This is a genomic window from Streptomyces sp. NPDC001401, from assembly GCF_042895385.1.
Classification (GTDB): domain Bacteria; phylum Actinomycetota; class Actinomycetes; order Streptomycetales; family Streptomycetaceae; genus Streptomyces.
Genome location: NZ_JBIAWI010000022.1, coordinates 70,976 through 90,179 on the forward strand (window position 1 = coordinate 70,976; position 19,204 = coordinate 90,179).

Annotated in this window: 20 protein-coding genes; 9 read left to right on the forward strand and 11 right to left on the reverse strand. The window is 70.4% G+C overall.

What is annotated here, in order from left to right:
- Nucleotides 1-41: 41 nt before the first annotated feature.
- Nucleotides 42-893, reverse strand: a complete 852-nt coding sequence (locus ACFY10_RS46345; protein ID WP_390671411.1) for a helix-turn-helix transcriptional regulator — start codon at nt 891-893, stop codon at nt 42-44.
- 85 nt (nt 894-978) lie between these two features.
- Between ACFY10_RS46345 and ACFY10_RS46350 the strand changes: the two genes are divergently transcribed.
- Together ACFY10_RS46350 and ACFY10_RS46355 are read left to right on the forward strand one after the other, a co-directional pair.
- Complete coding sequence (locus ACFY10_RS46350) at nt 979-1,767, forward strand: SDR family NAD(P)-dependent oxidoreductase (protein WP_390671412.1); 789 nt, start codon at nt 979-981, stop codon at nt 1,765-1,767.
- Between the two features lie 324 nt (nt 1,768-2,091).
- Nucleotides 2,092-2,523: a signal peptidase I gene (locus tag ACFY10_RS46355; protein WP_390671413.1), complete on the forward strand. Its 432-nt coding sequence runs from the start codon at nt 2,092-2,094 to the stop codon at nt 2,521-2,523.
- 125 nt (nt 2,524-2,648) lie between these two features.
- Here the strand turns inward: ACFY10_RS46355 and ACFY10_RS46360 are convergent, their stop codons facing one another.
- The 4 genes from ACFY10_RS46360 to ACFY10_RS46375 all read right to left on the reverse strand — a co-directional run bounded on the left by ACFY10_RS46360 (nt 2,649) and on the right by ACFY10_RS46375 (nt 5,303).
- The gene (locus tag ACFY10_RS46360) at nt 2,649-3,638 is read right to left on the reverse strand and encodes an aldo/keto reductase (protein ID WP_390671414.1); all 990 of its coding nucleotides are present in this window, start codon (nt 3,636-3,638) and stop codon (nt 2,649-2,651) included.
- A 177-nt stretch (nt 3,639-3,815) separates the two neighbouring features.
- Entirely contained in the window at nt 3,816-4,337 is a 522-nt protein-coding gene (locus tag ACFY10_RS46365) for a SigE family RNA polymerase sigma factor (RefSeq protein ID WP_390671415.1), read from the reverse strand.
- 96 nt (nt 4,338-4,433) lie between these two features.
- Nucleotides 4,434-4,916 carry a hypothetical protein gene (locus ACFY10_RS46370; RefSeq protein ID WP_390671416.1) on the reverse strand — a complete coding sequence of 161 codons (483 nt, stop codon included), beginning with the start codon at nt 4,914-4,916 and terminating at the stop codon, nt 4,434-4,436.
- 216 nt (nt 4,917-5,132) lie between these two features.
- The gene (locus tag ACFY10_RS46375; protein ID WP_390671417.1) at nt 5,133-5,303 is read right to left on the reverse strand and encodes a hypothetical protein; all 171 of its coding nucleotides are present in this window, start codon (nt 5,301-5,303) and stop codon (nt 5,133-5,135) included.
- A 1,000-nt stretch (nt 5,304-6,303) separates the two neighbouring features.
- Between ACFY10_RS46375 and ACFY10_RS46380 the strand changes: the two genes are divergently transcribed.
- Together ACFY10_RS46380 and ACFY10_RS46385 are read left to right on the forward strand one after the other, a co-directional pair.
- A complete protein-coding gene (locus ACFY10_RS46380; protein ID WP_390671418.1) occupies nt 6,304-6,990 on the forward strand; it encodes a response regulator transcription factor in 687 nt (228 codons plus the stop codon).
- Complete coding sequence (locus tag ACFY10_RS46385; RefSeq protein WP_390671419.1) at nt 6,984-8,675, forward strand: sensor histidine kinase; 1,692 nt, start codon at nt 6,984-6,986, stop codon at nt 8,673-8,675. Before ACFY10_RS46380 ends, ACFY10_RS46385 begins: the two co-directional genes overlap by 7 nt.
- A 60-nt stretch (nt 8,676-8,735) precedes the next feature.
- On the opposite strand, the gene ACFY10_RS46390 is transcribed toward ACFY10_RS46385, so the two are convergent.
- Nucleotides 8,736-9,056, reverse strand: coding sequence for a hypothetical protein (locus tag ACFY10_RS46390; RefSeq protein WP_390671508.1), 321 nt, complete (start codon nt 9,054-9,056; stop codon nt 8,736-8,738).
- Between the two features lie 349 nt (nt 9,057-9,405).
- Here ACFY10_RS46390 and ACFY10_RS46395 point away from each other — a divergent pair, with 349 nt between their 5' ends.
- Entirely contained in the window at nt 9,406-9,915 is a 510-nt protein-coding gene (locus tag ACFY10_RS46395) for a hypothetical protein (protein WP_390671420.1), read from the forward strand.
- Between the two features lie 88 nt (nt 9,916-10,003).
- Here ACFY10_RS46395 and ACFY10_RS46400 read toward each other — a convergent pair whose 3' ends face one another.
- From ACFY10_RS46400 to ACFY10_RS46415, 4 genes are all read right to left on the reverse strand, one after another.
- Nucleotides 10,004-12,151 (reverse strand): MMPL family transporter, encoded by a 2,148-nt coding sequence (locus ACFY10_RS46400; protein WP_390671421.1) that lies wholly within the window; start codon nt 12,149-12,151, stop codon nt 10,004-10,006.
- A gap of 169 nt (nt 12,152-12,320) precedes the next feature.
- Nucleotides 12,321-12,656: a hypothetical protein gene (locus tag ACFY10_RS46405; RefSeq protein WP_390671422.1), complete on the reverse strand. Its 336-nt coding sequence runs from the start codon at nt 12,654-12,656 to the stop codon at nt 12,321-12,323.
- Nucleotides 12,653-13,282, reverse strand: a complete 630-nt coding sequence (locus ACFY10_RS46410) for a sigma-70 family RNA polymerase sigma factor (protein ID WP_390671423.1) — start codon at nt 13,280-13,282, stop codon at nt 12,653-12,655. The genes ACFY10_RS46405 and ACFY10_RS46410 overlap by 4 nt, the downstream gene beginning before the upstream one ends.
- The gene (locus ACFY10_RS46415; RefSeq protein ID WP_390671424.1) at nt 13,279-14,841 is read right to left on the reverse strand and encodes a sodium:solute symporter; all 1,563 of its coding nucleotides are present in this window, start codon (nt 14,839-14,841) and stop codon (nt 13,279-13,281) included. The genes ACFY10_RS46410 and ACFY10_RS46415 overlap by 4 nt, the downstream gene beginning before the upstream one ends.
- A 164-nt stretch (nt 14,842-15,005) precedes the next feature.
- On the opposite strand from ACFY10_RS46415, the gene ACFY10_RS46420 reads away from it, so the two are divergent.
- From ACFY10_RS46420 to ACFY10_RS46435, 4 genes are all read left to right on the forward strand, one after another.
- Entirely contained in the window at nt 15,006-15,227 is a 222-nt protein-coding gene (locus tag ACFY10_RS46420; protein WP_390671425.1) for a DUF3311 domain-containing protein, read from the forward strand.
- A 61-nt stretch (nt 15,228-15,288) separates the two neighbouring features.
- Nucleotides 15,289-17,451 (forward strand): carbon starvation CstA family protein, encoded by a 2,163-nt coding sequence (locus tag ACFY10_RS46425; RefSeq protein ID WP_390671426.1) that lies wholly within the window; start codon nt 15,289-15,291, stop codon nt 17,449-17,451.
- Nucleotides 17,448-17,636 carry a YbdD/YjiX family protein gene (locus ACFY10_RS46430; RefSeq protein ID WP_390671427.1) on the forward strand — a complete coding sequence of 63 codons (189 nt, stop codon included), beginning with the start codon at nt 17,448-17,450 and terminating at the stop codon, nt 17,634-17,636. The genes ACFY10_RS46425 and ACFY10_RS46430 overlap by 4 nt, the downstream gene beginning before the upstream one ends.
- 281 nt (nt 17,637-17,917) lie before the next feature.
- On the forward strand, nt 17,918-18,133 hold the full coding sequence (locus ACFY10_RS46435) for a DUF4177 domain-containing protein (RefSeq protein ID WP_232654759.1): 216 nt from the start codon (nt 17,918-17,920) through the stop codon (nt 18,131-18,133).
- A gap of 73 nt (nt 18,134-18,206) precedes the next feature.
- Here the strand turns inward: ACFY10_RS46435 and ACFY10_RS46440 are convergent, their stop codons facing one another.
- Nucleotides 18,207-19,145 (reverse strand): LysR substrate-binding domain-containing protein, encoded by a 939-nt coding sequence (locus ACFY10_RS46440; protein WP_390671428.1) that lies wholly within the window; start codon nt 19,143-19,145, stop codon nt 18,207-18,209.
- Nucleotides 19,146-19,204 lie beyond the last annotated feature (59 nt).

The window sequence follows — 19,204 nt, forward strand, 5'->3', positions numbered from 1 at the left end:
GGCCTCTGCGGCGCTGGTGTCGGCCGCGGCCCGCTGCGGCACTACCGCAGATAGTCACTCGCCTGGGCTCCAAGGACATTCAGAAGGGCCAGAGCCTCGGCCCCGGGGGATCCCGGCGGCGCGCTGTAGAGCACGAGGTACTGGTCGCGGTCGGTGAGTGTGAGCGTGTCGCAGTCGACGGTGACCTCACCGACGACCGGGTGACGGAAGGTCTTCGTGAGCATCGGCTCGGCCTGCACGTCGTGCCGGTCCCAGAGTCGGGCGAAGTCGGGACTTGCGTTGCACAGCTCGTCGACGAGGCCGGTCACCGCGGGGTCTGTGGGGTAGCGGGCGAGGGTGGCCTGGAGGCTCATGACCACGTGGTGGCGGAACTCGGTGGCGTCGGAGATCCCGTACAGCGTCGCATCGGTGTGCTCCGGCCCGGCGAATGCCCGGCGCGCGAGATTGCGGTCCTCGGGGGCGAGTTGGTCGAAGTCCTCCATGAGCGCGGCCGCGAGGTCGTTCCACGCGAGCACCTCGAACGCGGCGGACATCACGAAGGCGGCCGTCTGCGGCAGTCGCTCGAGGAGGGCGAGGATGCTCGGGCGGACGTCGCGCCGGTGCAGCCGGGTACGAGCCGGGGCGGTACCCGCGAGGACGTGGAGGTGGTCGGACTCGGCGTCGGTGAGCCGCAGCGCGCCCGCGATCCCGGCGAGAACCTCGGCCGACGGCCTCGGCGCCCGGCCCTGCTCGAGCCGGACGTAGTACTCCGTGGAGATGTGCGCGAGCACCGCGATCTCCTCGCGGCGAAGCCCCGGGGTCCGGCGCCGCGGGCCTGAGGGGAGGCCGACGTCCTGCGGCCTGAGCCGCTCGCGTCGGCTGCGGAGAAATGCCCCGAGCTCGTGCTTGTCCATACCTGAAGTGTGCTCGCTGTCCGGGGGTGGATCGTAGTACTGGCTGTGCCTGTATCCGGTCCCGGACCGAATCGACAGTGGTGGCATGACAGAGAACACCACCACCAGTGCACCCATCGGCCTGCTCACCGGCAAGGTCATCTTCATCACCGGCGCCAGCCGCGGTATCGGCGCGGCCGCAGCCCGGCTCTTCGCCTCCGAGGGCGCCGCCGTCGTGCTCGCCGCCCGCAGCAGGGACGCACTCGACCGCATCGTGACCGAGATCCGCGCCGACGGCGGCACCGCCGACGCCGTCACCCTGGACCTCGCCGACCGCGCGAGCATCCGCGACGCGGTCGACCGCGTCGAAAAGCTGCACGGACGGCTGGATGGCGCCTTCAACAACGGCGCGGTCGTCCAACAGCAGCCGGGCCCGGTCGACACCACCAGCGACGACGACATCGACGAGCAGTTCGCCGTGAACTTCCGCTCGCACTGGACCGCCATGACCGCCGAGGCCGCACTCATGCGGCAGAGCGGCGGGGGGGCGATCGTCAACACCTCCAGCATCGGCAGCCGCCGCGCGAACCCCGCTCTGCCCGCATACGGCGCCATGAAGCGCGCGCTCAACAGCCTCACCGAGACCGCCGCGGTCAACTGGGCCAGCGACAGCATCCGGGTGAACGGCATCACGCCCGGCGGCACCGCCACCAAGATGATCGACGCCTGGGAGGCGGCGACCCCCGGCATCGTCGAGCAGATGATCCAGACGATCCCGCTCGGCAAGATGGCCGAACCCGAGCAGATCGCCGAGGCGGCCGCGTGGCTGCTCAGCGACCGGGCCTCGTACGTGACCGGCGCGATCATCCCGGTCGACGGCGGCGCCGGCGCCTGAGGAGACCGCCCGTCCCTGAACACGTCAGCGCGGGCTCCGTCGCCGCTCAGGAGCGGGGCCGGCGTCTGGCGTCGGATCGTGGCGGTATGGACGTCCAGCGGGCGCCGGTCGTCGTCGGACGCGTCGGCATCAGCGACGACCTCTCACCCGCATACGCCCAACTCGCCACGAGCCAGACCCTTCGACGGCACCGGCAGGCACCCGCTCCGATGCGCATGGCTCAATGCGAAGCTCGACGCCGCCAACGTGCCCGCCGACCGGTTCTGAAACGTCCGTAGTTGCTCCTGTGAGGACCGAAGCGGTCGGTTGCTACCTTCCGGAGCTATGACTGACAGCGTGTATGTGGGCAATGCAGGCAAGGACGCGGCACTGGACCGGGGGTGGCTGCTGGGGCATTTCAAGGACGCCTCCGATCCCCGGCACAGCGAGGCCGTGGAGATCAAATGGGGCGTCCACCCGCAGGGCGATGAGCGGGCTCAGTGGGTGACCGGCGAAGAACGCACTGCCCTGCTTGTCCTCATCAGCGGGCGCTTCCGGGTGGAGCTGCCCGGGCGCAGTGTTCTCCTGGCCCGGCAGGGGGACTACGTCGTGTGGGGCCGAGGCGTCGACCACTCCTGGTTCGCGGAGGAGGAGTCCGTGGTGCTGACGGTCCGCTGGCCCTCGCTCCCCGGCTACAAAGTGACCGACGACGACGATTCCGCTGCCGGTCACAGCCGTCCGTTCAAGACCGCGACCGACCCGGTGCGTTCGCGGTAGTCGGTCACGTCGAACTTCGGCGACCGACTACCGCGAGAACCCCGGCCGTCCCAGGCCGAGCCGGGGAACCCGGATGGCCTCCAGGAACGGCTCGAACTGCCGGGATTCCCCGCGTTGTCCTCCGGTCAGCGATTGACGGCTCGCATCCCCGCCTCGTCGTAGCGCTCACCTGCCGCCTCGGGCAGCTCCGCGTCGATGCGGGCCAGGTCGTCCTTGGTCAGCGCGATGTCGACCGCGGCGGCGTTCTGCTCCAGGTAGGTGCGGCGCTTGGTGCCCGGGATCGGCACCAGGTTCTCGCCCTGGGCCAGTACCCAGGCGATGGCCAGCTGGGCCGGGGTCACGTCCTTCTCGGCGGCGATCTCCTTCACCTTTGCGGCCAGCCGCAGGTTCGCCTCAAGGTTGGAGTCCTTGAAGCGCGGGTTCTGGCGGCGCCAGTCGTTCGCGTCCAGGTCGTCCGGCGAGGTGAACCGCCCGGCGAGGAAGCCACGGCCCAGCGGCGAGTACGGCACGAAGCCGATGCCCAGCTCCCGGCAGGCGGGCAGCACCTCGGCCTCCACGTCCCGCGACCACAGCGAGTACTCGCTCTGCACGGCTGTGACCGGATGCACGGCGTGGGCGCGCCGGATGGTCTCCGCGCTCGCCTCGCTCAGCCCGATGTAGCGCACCTTGCCCTCGGCGACCAGTTCGCCCAGTGCGCCGACCGTCTCCTCGATGGGCACGTTCGGGTCGACCCGGTGCTGGTAGTACAGGTCGATGTGGTCGGTTCCCAGACGCTCCAGGGAGCCATGGACCGAGCTACGGACGTGCTCGGCCGAACCGTCCTGCGGGCCGACCGTGCTGATGTCCCCGGGTACGGCGTTGTCCATCCGGTAGTTGAACTTCGTCGCGAGCACATACTCGTCACGACGCCCCCGGATCGCCTCGCCGACGAGCGACTCGTTGGTGAGCGGCCCGTACATCTGCGCGGTGTCGAGGAAGTTCACGCCGAGGTCGAGGGCGCGCCGGATGGTCGCGATCCCCTCCTCCTGATCGGTGGATCCGTAGAAGGCGGACATGCCCATGCATCCGAGGCCGATGGCCGATACCTGGAGGTCCCGCAGGCTGCGCTTCTGCATGCCGTGTCCCAGCCTTTCCTGCACACTCGTACGTCGTTCGGGCGGCACCGAGCCCCTCATCCATCTGGTGTCGGATTCCGCCGCCCGGCATCCCATGGGGCACATCGGCCGGCGGGGTCTCACGCGCCTTGTCTGCGACGCTACGCCCTGGAGCCCACTCGAACGCAAGCCGGCCGTTCAGGCAGGCCGACAGCTCGGGTCGCGGTACTGCAGCTCCTGGCGCAGCTGGGCGAGTGCTCGGTGGAGTGTGCTCTTGACCGTGCCGGGCGCCATACCGAGGGCGGCAGCTGTCTCCAGCGTGGACATCTGCTCCCAGTGGCGCAGCACGACGACAGCGCGCTGCTGGGGCGCCAGCTTCTTGATGATGTCCATGAGCACCATGCGGTCGGCATGCTGCTCGGTGGAGTCGTCGACGCACGTGTCCGGAAGCTGTGCGGAGGGGAACTCCGGCAGTTTCCGGGCCCGCCACCACTCCGTGCGAGTGTTGATCATGACGCGGCGCAGATAGGCGTCTGCGAGTTGCCTGTCCGCTATGCCGTCCCACCGCCGGTACATGCGTAACAACGCGGTCTGCAGCAGGTCCTGGGCGTCGAGCGGGTCCCCGACCAGACGGCGGGCGCTGCGCAACAGAGCATCGTGCCGCGTCCGGACGTACTCCTCGAAGTCCATCATCTTGGCACGGTGTTCGTGAGGCTTCATGCGTGGAGCTCCATTCGTGCGTGGGCGTGAGCGGTAGGCGTGGGCTGCGGTGTCGGCTGCGGGTCACCGCTCGCAGGAGGCCCGGAGGCGTGTGGGTCAGGGGCGCGAGGCAGTGCACCTGCTCGTGCGGGCGTGATGGCCGCATGCCTGCGCCTCCAGCTGGAAACCGCGGCCGTGAACGACCTTGACGGCTCGGGTGTTCTGACTGCCTCCCGAGTGCACGGTCGCCGAGCAGGCGCCGCTGTCCCGCCAGGAGCCGTGATCGATGTCCCAGTAGAGGGTCACCTTGTCGCCCCGGCCGGCGTGGGTGATCGTGGCCCAGTAGTAGCGCGGTCCCCCGGGTCGGTTGCCGTAGCGCAGCTGTATCCGGGTGTTGCCGATCCACGCCGCGGGGCCGTTGTGCCGCCTGTTGCTTGGGATGTAGCTGTTGGGGTTGACGCTGGGGCCGCACGTGCCGGCCACCGTCTGGCTGCCGGGCGTCCTCTGAGGTGTCGCGGCTGTGACGGCAGGAGTGCCGATCAGCAGGGTGGCTGCGGCTCCCGCCGTAGCGACCAGGCCGGCCTTCAACGTGATCATCATGTTGCCTTCCGGGGTGTCTGTGTGTCGTGGTGCGAACGGTGGGGTGCGATCCTGGCGGGCGAGTCCCGCCACGGACGTGGTGTCAACGTCTGTGAGTTGATTGGCGGCCAGGCCGTCCCACCTGCGGTAGGTACGACGAGGGAGGCGGCGCCGGGCGGCGGCGTGTGGCCGCCCGGCCCGGCGCCGTGTGTTGCTCGCGAGCGCGTCGGCGCGCCCTCAGGTCGAGATGCCGTTGCTGACCGGACGCAGTGGATCTCTGCTGTGCCGGGCAGCCGTGGGCTGCGTGCCACGCGCATCGGCGTGTGCGGGACCTGGCACGGCAACGCTGCCGGCCAGGGCGAGGGCGGTCTCGGCGAGCGCGAGACTGTTGCGTACCGGAGAGGGCATTGCTGTTCTCCTTTCACTGGCGCCGAACTGCACGGCGCATTCGGGTTGTTCATGGCGGCCGAGGGGCCCGCCATTGGGGCGGTCTGTGTCGGTTGGCCTCAGCCCTGCCGTCCGGGCATGCTCATGCCAGAAACCGTCGCCGACACGAAGGCGGCTCCGGCCTGTCGGGCGAGCGGTGGGTCTGGTCCTGGCCGACGGGCCGGGCTGCCGGCCGGTCCCCTCGTGCCGGCCGGCAGCCCGCCCGCGGGATCGACGGCCCGTGATGACGGGCCGCCTGCCCGGGAGGGTGGTCAGTGCGAGCGCGTGTTGGCGGAAAATTCGCACCGGTTGGTGCCTATGGAGACCTGGTCAAGCCTCAGGACGTGGCCTCTGGGCGTTGAGGATCAGGGCCGGCGCGATGCCACAAGCCCCATGGCGCCACAGGCAGTTGGAGGAGCCTGCGACTCCGCCGCCCGAGTTGTTGCGGCCATCGGCGATGCGGAAGTTGCCTGCGTGGGCCGCGCAGCAGCGCCAGGGACCAGGGCGCTGTTCAGGGCGGGGCGGCCGCGCCCGGCGCGGTCGCCTTGCTGATGGTGGTGATCGGCACCAAGTGCTCCTTCAATCGTGGGCTGCTGCCCTCCGGGGCAGCCGCGTGTGTGATGACGACCGGCGAACATCGGTACCTGACGTACAGGTCCGTGCCGTACGACCTCGACCTTTCCCGCCGGAGAATTGAATGGGCAGCCGGTTCTGCCGCTCTGATCAATGGCCGCACTACAGGTCACGGGCATGATCGCCGAGTGGCTGTCGTTCTCCTCGCTGCGCCTTTGGCCTCGTCGGGATGGGCACGGGCTGCGCCTGGCCGTCCCCTGCACGGTCAGGTGCAGCCCGCTCACGGAGATGACTGTGGCAGCCAGGGGCTGTGGGCAAGCTGAGGATTTCTGAAGGGCCGCTGAGTCAACTCCGTGGTGCTGCACGGTTCTTCAGGTTCGCCACAGGAGGCCTGCCGCATCCTGGAGCCATGCGCGTACTCGTGGTTGAGGACGACCGGCGAATGGCGGAACTGCTGCGGCGCGGCCTGGCCGGTGAGGGATGGGCGGTGGACGTCGTGCACGACGGGCCGTCAGGAATCGAGCGGGCAGGCCAGAACCCGTATGACGCGGTCGTGCTCGATGTGATGCTGCCGGGTCTGAACGGCTACGGAGTGTGCGGCCGGCTGCGTGAGGCGGGCATCTGGGCGCCAGTGCTGATGCTGACCGCGATGGACGGGGAGTACGACGAGGCAGAAGGGCTGGACGTCGGGGCGGACGACTACGTGACCAAGCCGTTCTCGTTCGTGACGCTCCTGGCCCGGCTGCGGGCGCTGATGCGGCGCGGACAGCCGCAACGCCCCGCTGTACTGCGCGTCGGTGACCTGGAAGTGGATCCCGCGGCCCGGAACTGCCGACGCGGCACGGTACCGGTGGCCCTCACGGCGCGGGAGTTCTCGGTCCTGGAGTTCCTGGCGCGGCGCGGCGGCCAGACGGTCACCAAGACGGAAATCCTGGAGCACGTGTGGGACGACCGGTTCGACGGAGACGTCAACGTGGTGGAGGTCTACGTCAGCGCCCTGCGCCGGAAGATCGACACCCCCTTCGGGCGGCAGTCCATCCGCACTGTCCGGGGCATCGGCTACCGGCTCGAGGCTGCCCCGGACGCGGCATGCTGAGGGCTCGTCGGGCCGAGCGCACCGAGCGCGGCCTGCGCCCGGGCAGCGTGCGGCTGCGGCTGACACTGGCAGTGACCGCCGTCGCCGCCGTCCTGCTGACCCTGGTCGCCGCTGCCTCCGCCGTCGCGATGCGCGACTCGCTCCTCATCTCGGCGTTCCAGCGGGCCACCGACGGCAGTCACGTCGAGCTGGAGGGCGCGCCCTGGCGCTGCGATCCCAATGGCTGGTCATGCACCGCGACCCCGCGTCACTGGGAGACCAAGCGCGACACACTCCCCCTGATGCGCGGCGAGCACCTGTCCCTGTGGCCGTGGACCGACCCGGCCGATGCGGCATCCGCGCAGTTGATTCCGGCCGACGGCTCCGGCCCCGTCGACATCGACGACGTCAAATTCCCCGATGCCTGGACGGATCAGGAGCATCTGAACACCACTGTGCGGTGGCTGGCCGGCGGCACGCTGGCACTCACCCTGCTGACCGCCGGCGCGACATGGCTGATCGTCAGCCGGGCCCTGAAACCGGTGGACGGGATCCGGACGCAGTTCGCCGCGCTGAGCCTGAGCCGCCTCGACCAGCGCATACCGACGCCGCGCGGCGGCCGAGAGTTCACGCAACTGGTGGCGACAATGAACGACGCCCTGGACCGCCTCGATACGGCGGCCGCCCGGCAACGGCAGTTCACCTCCGATGTCGCCCACGAACTGCGCACCCCGCTCGCCTGCCTGCGCGCGGAACTCGAACTCTCGCTCACCGGCTCCGCAGCACCCCACTGGCCCGACGCTGCCCGCGATGCCCTGCACGACACCCTTCACCTCCAGGACATCACCACAGACCTGCTGCTCCTGGCCCGCCTCGACGCCCAAGCGTCACACCCGAAAACGCTCCTGACCCAGCAGGTCGGCGTGACCGATCTGATCCGCGACGCCGTCGCCCGCCGTGACGCGCCCGATCACCTGAGTCTCGTCGTCACCTCACCTGACGAACCCGCGCCCGTGACCGGCCACCAGGGCCTGCTCGCCCGCGTCCTGACCAACCTTCTCGCCAATGCCGAACGCCACGCGGCCACCACGATCACCGTCACGCTCACCCTGGATCACGAACGGCGACAAGCCGTAATCGATGTGGCCAACGACGGCCCGCCCATCCCGCCCGAACACCAGGAGACCATCTTCGAACGCTTCACTCGGCTCGACGACGCACGCACACGGGACGCCGGGGGCACCGGACTCGGCCTGGCCATCGCCCGCCGCATCACCACACTCCACCACGGCACCCTGACCCTCGCCCCCCAACAGAAAGGCCAGGCGGGAGCCCGTTTCACCGTACGGCTGCCTCTCGCCCATGAGGACGCCCAGCCGCTGGTCACCGAACTCCTGCACGCCTGGGCCCAGCCCGACGACATCCCCGCGCTGCTCACCCACCACGCCGGAGACCAGCCTCTCGAAGACATCGTGCCCGACCTGGCACGCGCACTCATCACGGCCGGTCGCGACCGCCACCTCGACGCACTGCTCCTGCACGTCGCACGGCAGGCACCCGCCTGGGAAGTCAACGGTCTCGCCGACATCCTCCGGGACGAAGGCATGCCTGCAGCCGCCGCCACACTGCTCGCCGCCCGCACCGCACAGCGCAGGCCCATGTTGGCGAAGCCGAGAAAACGTGCCTCCGGCGCGCAGACCCGGTAGCCGGCCGCGCATCTGGGGCGGCGGATCCTGCCCGCGTGATGTGGGAGGCGACGCCGTTTCCTACGCGGTGACGGCGCCGTCGAGGAAACGAAGCAGCACGGCGGCCTCCGCGCGCAGCTGCGCGGCTCGGTCAGCGTGCGCGGGCGCCGTCAGCTGCGCTGCGACTTCCAGTCGCTCGGCGGCCTCGGCGCGCACGACGTCCACCACACTGTGCTCGCTCAGCTCGCGGCGCGCCGCCTCGGTGACGCCGACACCCACCGGCGACTGCTCGAGGGCCGAGCCGCGGAGGTCGGCTTCGTCCACGGGAACCGCCTCAGTGTTGTCCAGCGCGGCAAGTGTTGCGCGCAGGGCGCTCACCGCGGCCTTGTCACGGGCGCGCATCGCTTCCGGCAGTGCTTGACGCATACGACGACGTAAAGACATGCCGGTGACCTTATGGCGCCGGTCCTGGGCCCACAACGCGATATACCTGCCGCGACAGGCTCAACACCAGCTGAGGCACTGCACCTCCGACAAGGTCGCGAAGTCGGACGGGAACACCAGGCAGATCGGCACGGTCGGCGTCCACCGCTTTTCCCGCGCCCGCGCGGCGATCACGTCACCCCTTGCCGACGCCGGACGGCGCCGGGGCGGGCATTACCCTGGCAGCACTGCTCGATCACCACCGGACGCCTGCACAGTTGCCCCGCCCGGTGGCACCGAGGAACGGACGAGAACGGAAGCGGGCGACGTGAGCGACATACAGACCGGCAACCGCATCGGGACCGCGCCACCGGCTCCGGACGCCGCCCTGCTCGAGCGGGTACGCCGGCACCGGCGGCAGACCCTGGAACTGCTGACCGTCTGCGCCGTCGGTCTCATCCCCTGGACCGTCCTGCTGGCAGTGACACTGCCCTCCCGCTACCAGGTCCACCACTGGCGCGCGACATGGGTCGGATTCGACGTCCTCCTCGTGGCCGCCATGGCATCCACCGCAATCCTCGGCTGGCTGCGCCATCGCACCGTCATCATGGCGGCCCTCGCCACGGCCGTGCTGCTGATCTGCGACGCGTGGTTCGACGTGTCCCTCGCCCTCGGCACGTCGGAGATCTGGCCGTCGGCCGCGCTCGCCGTGTTCGCCGAGCTGCCTCTGGCCTTCTACCTGATCCGCCGGGTCATGGGCATGATCTCGCTGGCGCAGTGGCCCTCCGCCAAGACCATGACCGGCCCCCAGGAGCAGCCCGCCTGCCCGGACGTCTGACGGACCGGAGACGCAGGGCACCAGGCACATGCCGGGTGCCGCTCCTCCGTCGGCCGTATCCGTCGGCGGCCGTCCGCCCCAGCACGCTTCAGCTCGTGGGCTGCTGTGGTCCGGCGCGGGCCGGTTCCGGGTGCGGATGCGACGGTGCCACCCGCAGCAGGCGGGCCGCCCAGCCGGGCAGATGCCAGTTCAAGGGGCCGAAGAGCGAGACGAGGGACGGCACCAGCAGCATCCGCACGATGGTTGCATCCAGGAGGATTCCGATGCCCAGGCCCGTCGCCAGGGTCTTGAGGTCGGTGCCGGGGCCGGAGGCGAGCGCGGCGAACGCGAGGAAGAGGATCAGCGCGGCGCTGGTGACGAGACGGCCGGTGCGGCCGATGCCCTCGATCACGGCGGCGTCGGTGGAGCGGCCGGTGTCGTACTCCTCTCTGATGCGGGAGAGGATGAACACCTCGTAGTCCATGGACAGTCCGAAGAGGAACGCGAAGACCATGAGCGGGATCCAGAAGGTGATCGCCCCGGTGGCCGCGATGCCGAAGACCGCGTCGGAGCCGTGACCGTCCTGCCAGAAGATCACCATCAGGCCGAGGGTCGCGGCGAGCGAGATCAGGTTCAGCAGTACCGCCTTGAGCGGCAGGAGCAGGGAGCGGAAGGCGCGGACGAGCAGGACGTACGTCAGCAGCGCGATGATCGTGATCATCAGCGGGAAGTTGCCGTAGACGGCGTGCATGAAGTCGATCTGCGCCGCGCCGATGCCTGCGACGCCGACGACGCCGGGCAGGTTGTCCGCGGCGTTCTTGACCCGCTTGACCACGCCCACGCTCTTGGAGTTCACGGTCTCCTGACCGGGGACGACCACGACGATGCTCTGTCCGCCACGGTTGCCGGCCGGCCCGGAAGGCACGAACACGCTGCTCACACCGTCGATCCTGGCCAGCTGGGCGGCGGCCGTGCGGGCCTGGTCGGTGCGGACCAGGACCTCCATGGGGGTCAGCGCACCGGTCGGCACACCGCCGCGCTCCAGGGTCTGCAGGCTCTCGTAGGCAGGCCCGCTCTTGGCCAGCGATTCGGAAGAGGCGAGGCCGATCTTGACGCCGAGGAAGACTCCGGTCAGGGCGTCGAGTGCGGCCAGCGCGGTGGCGGCCGCGATCCAGCGGTGCCGTACGACGGCGGTGGTCCACCGGGTCCAGAACCGGCTCGCCCGGTTCTCGTGCCGGATCTTCGGCCAGTCGACCTTCGGCCCGATGCCGCCCAGGATCGCCGGGGTGAGGGTGAGCGTCGTCAGCACGCTGGCGAGCGGGATGAGCGCTCCGCCGTAGCCCATGCTCCGCATGAACGGGACCGGCAGGACGACCAGCGCCAGCAGTCCGATCGCCACGGTGACGCCGCTGAACACCACCGCGTGCCCGGCGCGTTCCATGGCGACGACGACCGCGTCGTGGTTGTCCCGGCCGTGATCGCGCTCCTCCCGCCAGCGGGTGACGAACAGCAGTGAGTAGTCGATCGCCACGCCCAGGCCGATGAGAGCGACCAGGAACTGCACGATGAACGACACGTCGGTGGCATAGGTGAGTGGCAGCAGCATCACGAAGGTCGCGAGGATCGACACCGCGGCCACCACCAGTGGCAGCAGCGCCAGGAAGGAGGCGAACACGAAGGCGAGTACGGCCAGAGCGCCGACGGCGCCGAGGAGCGTCTCGCCGAGCACGCCCGGCCCGCCGCCGTTGTCGCCGCCGGAGGCCAGCGTGTCCTCACCCGTGACCCCGATCGCAGCGCCCGCCGGAGCGGCCTTCTCCGCTGCCGACCGGATCGGATCGGTCAGCAGCTTCTGGCTGGGTGACGGGTTGAACCGGTAGAACACCAGGGCATAGGCCGTGCGGTCGTCCTTCGTCCTGAACGCCTTGTCACCGGTGTTCGCCTCGTCGATCACCCGCACGCCCGGGACCGCCGTGCCGACTGCGGTGAACGCCCGCCCGACATCCGTCTCGTGGCCGCTTACGGTCTGCCCTGCCGGGAGGGTGACCGAGACCAGGTAGGGATTCGTGTCGCCGCCGCTGCCGAAGGTGCGCTCGATGCGGTGAGCGGTCACGGTGCCGGGCTGGCCCGGCAGGGAGAAGTCGATCGTCAGCCGGTCCGTTGTCCGGCCGGCCAGCAGGATGCCGGCCACGAGCACCAGTCCCCAGAAGCCGACAACTGCCTTGCGATGCCTCAGTACGAACTCGGCCCACCGTCGCATACCCGGACCTTCCCCACGTCGTAGGTTGCGGGAGTTTAGCGCTATGCACCCTTCCTTCACTATCAGGTGGATCAATGAAGTTTGATCGGATCCGGTGTCCGTGTCGGACCGAGCAGGCGGGCTGGTCGGATCAGTGCTGCCCGGAGATTCCGGCGGCGGCCACGTGACCTCAGCTCCGACCGGCCAGCCCCCCTGCCAGGGCACCGGGGCTGCCCGCTCCGGAGAAGATCACGCCGGGGTGGGTCGGTGTCTGGTTGAGGACCCACAGGCCGATCAGTGTGGCGAGGGTGAAGACGACCGCGATCAGGGCTGCCAGCACGAGGCGGCGGCGCCGTTCGCGGCGCAGCCAGTCGCCGCGGGCCGTGCGGTAGGCGTCGGGGGCGGCCCGCACACCGCCGGCCAGTGCCTCCAGGGCCTCGCGCAGCTCCTGTTCGGTGCCGTCGTGTTCCGTCCGGGGCTGTCCCGTCGGGTCCTGTTCCGTGCGGTCCGGTGAGGTGTCGTTCATCGTCGGGCCTCCATCACCTGGCTCAGCGCGGCGATGCCGCGCGCGGTGTGTGTCTTGACCGAACCGCAGGAGATGCCCATCGCGGCGGCTATCTCGCTCTCCTTCAGGCCGAGCCAGTGGCGCAGGACGAGTGCCTCGCGCTGCCGCGCGGGCAGTTGCTGCAGGGCGTCGATCAGGGCGCGCTGGTCGTCGTGGAGCAGGGCGGTGCTCTCCGCGGAGGCGACCGGTTCGCTCGGCGGCCCTTCGACGTGCTTGCGGGCGACCTGCAGATGACGTATTCGCATCCGGGTCAGATTGCACACCGTGGAGCGCAGATAGGCCTCCGCCGCCCCGGGTTCCCGCAGGCGGCGCCACTTGCGGTAGATCTGGTAGTAGGCCTCGGCGACCACGTTCTCCGGATCGTCGGCGCCGAGGAGCACGGCCAGGCGCAGCATCGACGCGTAGTGCAGTTCGAAGAGACGGGCGAGGGCGGCCTCGCGCTCCAGGTCGGCCGGGTCGCGCAGTGCGGGCGAGAGCGCCTCGGGGACGTCGGGGGGTGCGGCCGTGGGCTGCGGGATGCGTGGCTCGGTGACCGCGGCCGCCATGGCCTGCGGCACCGTCACGCGGGGGTGCTGTCTGCGTCTCACGGGTTGTTCGCTCCCGTCTCGGGGCGCCGCCTGACGGTCAGGCGGGACGGTAGGTGGGTGACGTCGGCGCCGCGCGGGACGCCGAGGCGTTCGAGGGCCGCGGTGCCGGCCACCGCGACGGCCAGGTTGAGCAGCAGCGCCGCGAGCCCGGCGTAGATCTGCAGCGGCCGGTCGCCGAAGCCGAACGGCACGACGGACGAGAACCCCTCCCGCACCACCAGGCAGGTGCCCGCCGCCATGCCCACGGCCCAGCCGGCCAGCAGCGCCCGCGGATGCAGGCGGCCGGTGAACAGGCCGATCGCCACCGCCGGGAAGATCTGCAGGATCCACACCCCGCCGAGCAGTTGGAGATTGATCGCGTCCTGGTCGCGCAGCCCGAACACGAAGGCGACCGCGCCCACCTTCGCGGTGAGCGACACGGCCCGGGCGATGCGTACCTGCCGCTTGGGCGTGGCCGTCGGGTTGACGTACTCGACATACACATTGCGTACGAAGCTGGTCGCGGCGGCGATCGACATCACGGCAGCCGGTACCAGTGCGCCCACGGTGATCGCGGCGAACACGAGCCCGGCCAGCGGGGCCGGCATCAAGCGGTCCACGAGCATCGGTACGGCGGCCTCGGCGCCGCCCTTCGGCGCCCGTACTCCCGCCGCGAGGGCGGCGATGCCGAGGAAGCCGAACAGGGCGAGCAGCCCGGTCCAGGCGGGCAGCGCCACGGAGACCTTGCGCAGGGTGCGCGGGCAGTCGGCGGCGAAAGCGGCGGTCAGGACGTGCGGGTACATCAGCAGGGCCAGCGCGGAGCCCAGGGCGAGCGTGGCGTACGCGGGCTGTTGCTGAGGCGACAGCAGCAGGGCGGAGTGGGCCGCGTCCGTGCCGCCGAGCCGGCGCGCGGCGCCGTCGAAGACCGCGCCGGGCCCGCCGAGCCGCCCGAGGACCAGCCAGCACACGGCGGTGACCGAGACGAAGACCGCGCCGGCCTTGAGCGCCGAGATGACCGTGGGTGCCCGCAGCCCGTGCCGGTAGGTGGCCACCGCGAGCCCCGCGAACAGCGCGACCATCACCAGGTCCCCGCCCACGCCCCGCGGATACACTCCCCCGGCCGTCAACACCGCTCGTATGCCGAGCAGTTGGAGGGCCAGATACGGCATCGTGGCGAGGATTCCGGTCAGCGCGACCACCAGTGCCAGCGGGGGTGAGCCGTAGCGGCCGCGCACGAAGTCGGCGGCGGTGACGTAGCCGTGCCGGCGGGCCACCGTCCACAGGCGGCTCAGCAGCACGAAGGCGATCGGGCAAACGATCACCGTGTACGGCACCGCGAAGAAGGCGGGCGCCCCGTTGCCGTAGGCGAGTCCCGGTACGGCGGTGAAGGTGTACGCGGTGAAGATCGTGCCGCCCAGCAGCAGCCAGGTCCACACGGGGCCCAGGCTCCGGTCGGCCAGCGCCCAGCCCTCCAGGGAGGGCAGCCGGTCGGTGGGGTTCAGGCGCCGTGCGGTGACGGCGAGCAGCGACGCTCCGCCGATCACGGCGAGGAACGTCGCGGTCATGGCGCCATCGGCCATGCGTCACCGTCCTTGGTGTGTGCCCTCGCGGGAGAGTTGCGCGGGCGGCCCGACCGGAGGACACGGAACCGGCGGGAAATTTCCTGGAAATCCTCTGTCAACCGGTCCCGGCGGGAGCGCAACTCTTGCACAGACCCACAGCGATCGGGAGAGGAGCGCAGGTCATGGCACGGACCGGTCGTCACCGGCTACGGCGCGTCGCGATCGCCGTACTGCTCCTCGCACCCGCCGCGGGCCTGCTGTGGGTCCCCTGGTACGCCGGTGCGAGCCCGCGGTGGGCCGGGATGCCGTTCTTCTACTGGTACCAGCTCGCGTGGGTGCCGGGGTGCGGCCTGTGTCTGCTCGCCGCGTATGCGCTGACCAGGCACGACCGCCACGGTCCCTGATCCGCACACCCCGTTCTGCCCCTTGATCGCCCTTTGATCACCCTTGAGGTGAGGAGCCGCCATGCGCACATCAGCCATGCCCGAATCCGGTCTCCCGGCGCCACGACGTCCGGGCCGCGCCCGCATGTCCCCGCGGTCGGTCCTGCTGTGGACCACCGTCGCCCTGCTGGGCGCGGTCGCCTGGGGTGTCCTCGCTCTCGCCCGGGGCGAGAAGATCTCCGCGGTGTGGCTGGTCGTCGCCGCGCTCGGCTCGTATGCCATCGCCTACCGCTTCTACTCCCGCTTCATCGCCCGCCGCGTCCTGCAACCGGACGACCGCCGGGCCACTCCGGCCGAGCGCCTGGAGGACGGCGTCGACTTCCACCCCACCGACCGCCGGGTGCTGCTGGGTCACCACTTCGCCGCGATCGCCGGCGCCGGACCGCTGGTGGGACCGGTCCTCGCGGCACAGATGGGATATCTGCCCGGCACACTGTGGATCGTGGCCGGGGTGATCTTCGCCGGGGCCGTGCAGGACATGGTGGTGCTGTTCCTGTCCATGCGGCGCGACGGCAGGTCGCTGGGGCAGATGGCCCGCGACGAGATCGGCCGGGCGGGCGGAGCCGCGGCCCTGATCGCCGTGCTCGCCATCATGATCATCCTGCTGGGTGTGCTGGCACTGGTGGTCGTCAACGCGCTCGCCCACTCACCTTGGGGCACCTTCTCCGTGGCGATGACCATCCCCATCGCCCTGTTCATGGGTGTCTGGATGCACCGCGTCCGGCCCGGCCGGGTCGTCGAGGCCAGCTTCATCGGGGTGGCGCTGCTGCTCCTCGCGATCGCCGGCGGCAGCTGGATCCAGAACTCCTCCCTCGCCGAAGCCTTCACCCTGAGTCCGACGACGCTCGTGTTCTGTCTCGCCGGATATGGCTTCGTCGCCTCCGTCCTGCCGGTGTGGATGCTGCTCGCGCCGCGCGACTATCTCTCCACCTTCATGAAGATCGGCACCATCGCGCTGCTCGCGGTCGGCGTCGTGGTCGCCGCACCCGTGCTGCACGCCGACGCGGTCAGCAAGTTCGCCTCGTCCGGCGCCGGGCCCGTGTTCGCCGGGGCGCTGTTCCCCTTCCTCTTCATCACCATCGCCTGCGGCGCGCTGTCCGGCTTCCACGCCCTGGTCGCCTCGGGCACGACTCCGAAGCTGATCCAGAAGGAGTCCCAGGTCCGCATGATCGGCTACGGCGCGATGCTGATGGAGTCGTTCGTGGCGATCATGGCGCTGATCGCCGCGGCGACCCTGGAGCCGGGTCTGTACTACGCGATGAACGCACCGGCCGGCCTGCTGGGCACGACGGCCGAGTCCGCCTCGCACGCGGTGGCGGGCCTCGGCTTCACCATCACCCCCGACCAGCTGACCCATGCGGCCAAGGCCGTCGAGGAACAGACCCTGATCGCCCGCTCGGGCGGTGCGCCCACCCTCGCCGTCGGCATGTCCGAGATCTTCTCCGGCGTCTTCGGCGGCACGGCACTGAAGGCCTTCTGGTACCACTTCGCGATCATGTTCGAGGCGCTGTTCATCCTCACCACCGTCGACGCGGGAACCCGGGTCGGCCGCTTCATGCTCCAGGACATGCTCGGCAACGTCTTCAAGCCACTCGGCCGGGTCAACTGGAAGCCGGGCATCTGGCTGTGCAGCGGTCTGGTCGTGACCGCCTGGGGCTACTTCCTCTACACCGGGGCCACGGACCCCCTCGGCGGAATCAACCAGCTGTTCCCGCTCTTCGGCATCGCCAACCAGCTCCTCGCCGCCATCGCCCTCACCGTGTGCACCACGGTCCTGATCAAGTCCGGGCGGCTGCGCTGGGCCTGGGTCACCGCCGCCCCCCTGGCCTGGGTGGTCGCGGTCACCTTCACCGCCGGCTGGCAGAAGATCTTCTCCGACGACCCCAAGGTCGGCTTCTTCGCCCAGCGGGGACGGTACGCCGACGCCATCGACGCCGGCCAGGTCCTGCCGCCCGCCAAGAGCCTGACCGACATGCACACCGTGGTCACCAACTCCACCGTCGACGGCGTCCTCATCACCCTGTTCCTGCTGCTGGTCGCCGTGGTGATCCTCAACGCGGCGGTGGTGTGCGTGCGGGCCGTACGGTCTCCGCATCCGCTGCCGACGACCGAGTCGCCGTACGTCGAGTCACGTATCGACCTGCCCGCACAGGCCGACGAGCCGCTGGTGCGGGCGGGCTCGTGAACACGCGGGGCTGGGCGCGGACCGTGCGCTGGTATCTGCGTGAGCTGACCGGGGAGGCGGAGTACGACCGCTACTGCGAGCGGCACCGACGCCACCACCCGCTGGCTCCGGTACCCACCCGCCGCGAGTATCAGGTGCTCCGTGCTCTTCACCGGGCGGAGCACCCGCACAGCCGCTGCTGCTGACGCCTTCGGCAACCACCGCGCACGCAGACGTGGGCGGTTCTGCACGGCCGGACACGGTATCTGCCGCCCCTTCCCGGATCCTCAACTCCTGTTCAGCGGCCGGCAGTTGTTGCACCGTCAACGCGCCCGGGTGCACTGGCCGGAAGCTCTCCGGGGACAGGTACGACAACACCGCCGGACCGAGCACCCGGGTCACGGGTCCTCCCGCCAATGTGGTCGGTCTCGCACCATGATTGGCTGACCCCGGTCAGTGCACCAACACACCGGAGGACACCGCAGCCATGAGCAACGGCTACACCTACGAGTACAAGGTCGTCACCTTCAGGGAATCGCTGATCGGTGACGCGCTGGACAGCGACAAGCTGGAGAAGGTCCTCAACAAGCATGCCGAGGACGGCTGGGGCCTCAAGGCGATCACCTCCGCCGACGTCAAGGGGCGCATCGGCCCCGGTTCGGTCGAAGGCCTGCTCCTCACCTTCGAACGGCCCCGCGCCTAGCGTTGGCCGTACCACCGCTTACCGCATCGGGTCCGCGCATTGCGCGGACCCGATGCCGTGTCGGCCGTGAGTGTCAGGTGCCTGGCGCGACGCCTGCGTCGGGAGTGTCCAGGGCTGCGGCGCGGAGGGCGGCCGCCACGCGGGTGACCTGTTGGGACGGTGGGTGCGGCAGGCGGGCGAGGAGCAGGCGCCGATGTTCCTGGGGGCCGCCGCGGACCGGGAGGATGCGTACGCCCGGTGGCGCGGCGGGGGCGAGTGTCGCGGGCACCGTGGTGAGGCCGCAGCCGGTGGCGACGAGGTGGAGTTTGGCCAGCCAGTCGCGGGCGGTGTGGGCGATCTCGGGCCGCTCGTCGAGGCCGGGCCACACCCCCATCAGCCGGTCCTCACCAGAGCTTGCGCTCCCGATCCAGCGCTGCCCGCGCAGGTCGGCGACGTCGACGAAGTCACCGCGGGCGAGGGGGTGGGTGGCGGGCACCGCGAGACACAGTGCACGTTCGGTGAGCGTCTGCACGGCCAGCGGCGGTGACTCGGTGTCCGGTGGGCGGAACGGCGGCATCGAGGCCAGAAGGGCAAGGTCCAGGGTGCCGGCCCGCAGGGCGCGCACCAGTGCGGGAGTGGTGCCTTCCCGGCTGACGACGTCGAGCCCTGGGTCCGTGCGGCGCAGCGCGGCCAGGGCCGTGGGCAGCAGGACGGCCCCGGCGCTGGGGAACCAGCCCAGACGGACCGTGCCGGACTGCTCGGGCAGGCCGGACAGTTCGCGGGCGGTCGCATCGATTTCGTCGAGCACCGTCGTTGCGCGGCGCATCACGACGCGGCCGGCCGCGGTCAGGCGTACTCCGTCGCGCCGCCGTTCCAGCAGCTCCGCGCCTGCCACCCGTTCGATCGCGGCCATCTGCCGGGACACCGCCGACTGGGTGTAGCCCAGCGATGCGGCGGCCGCGGTGAAGGTCCCCTGTTCGGCCACCGCGCGGAAGACGCGCAGCGCGGTCAGCGACACATCCGTGAAGTCCATGACGATTACGCATACCAGCTGTGCCCAACTTTCGTTGGACTCATGGGGTCCGGGTTTTT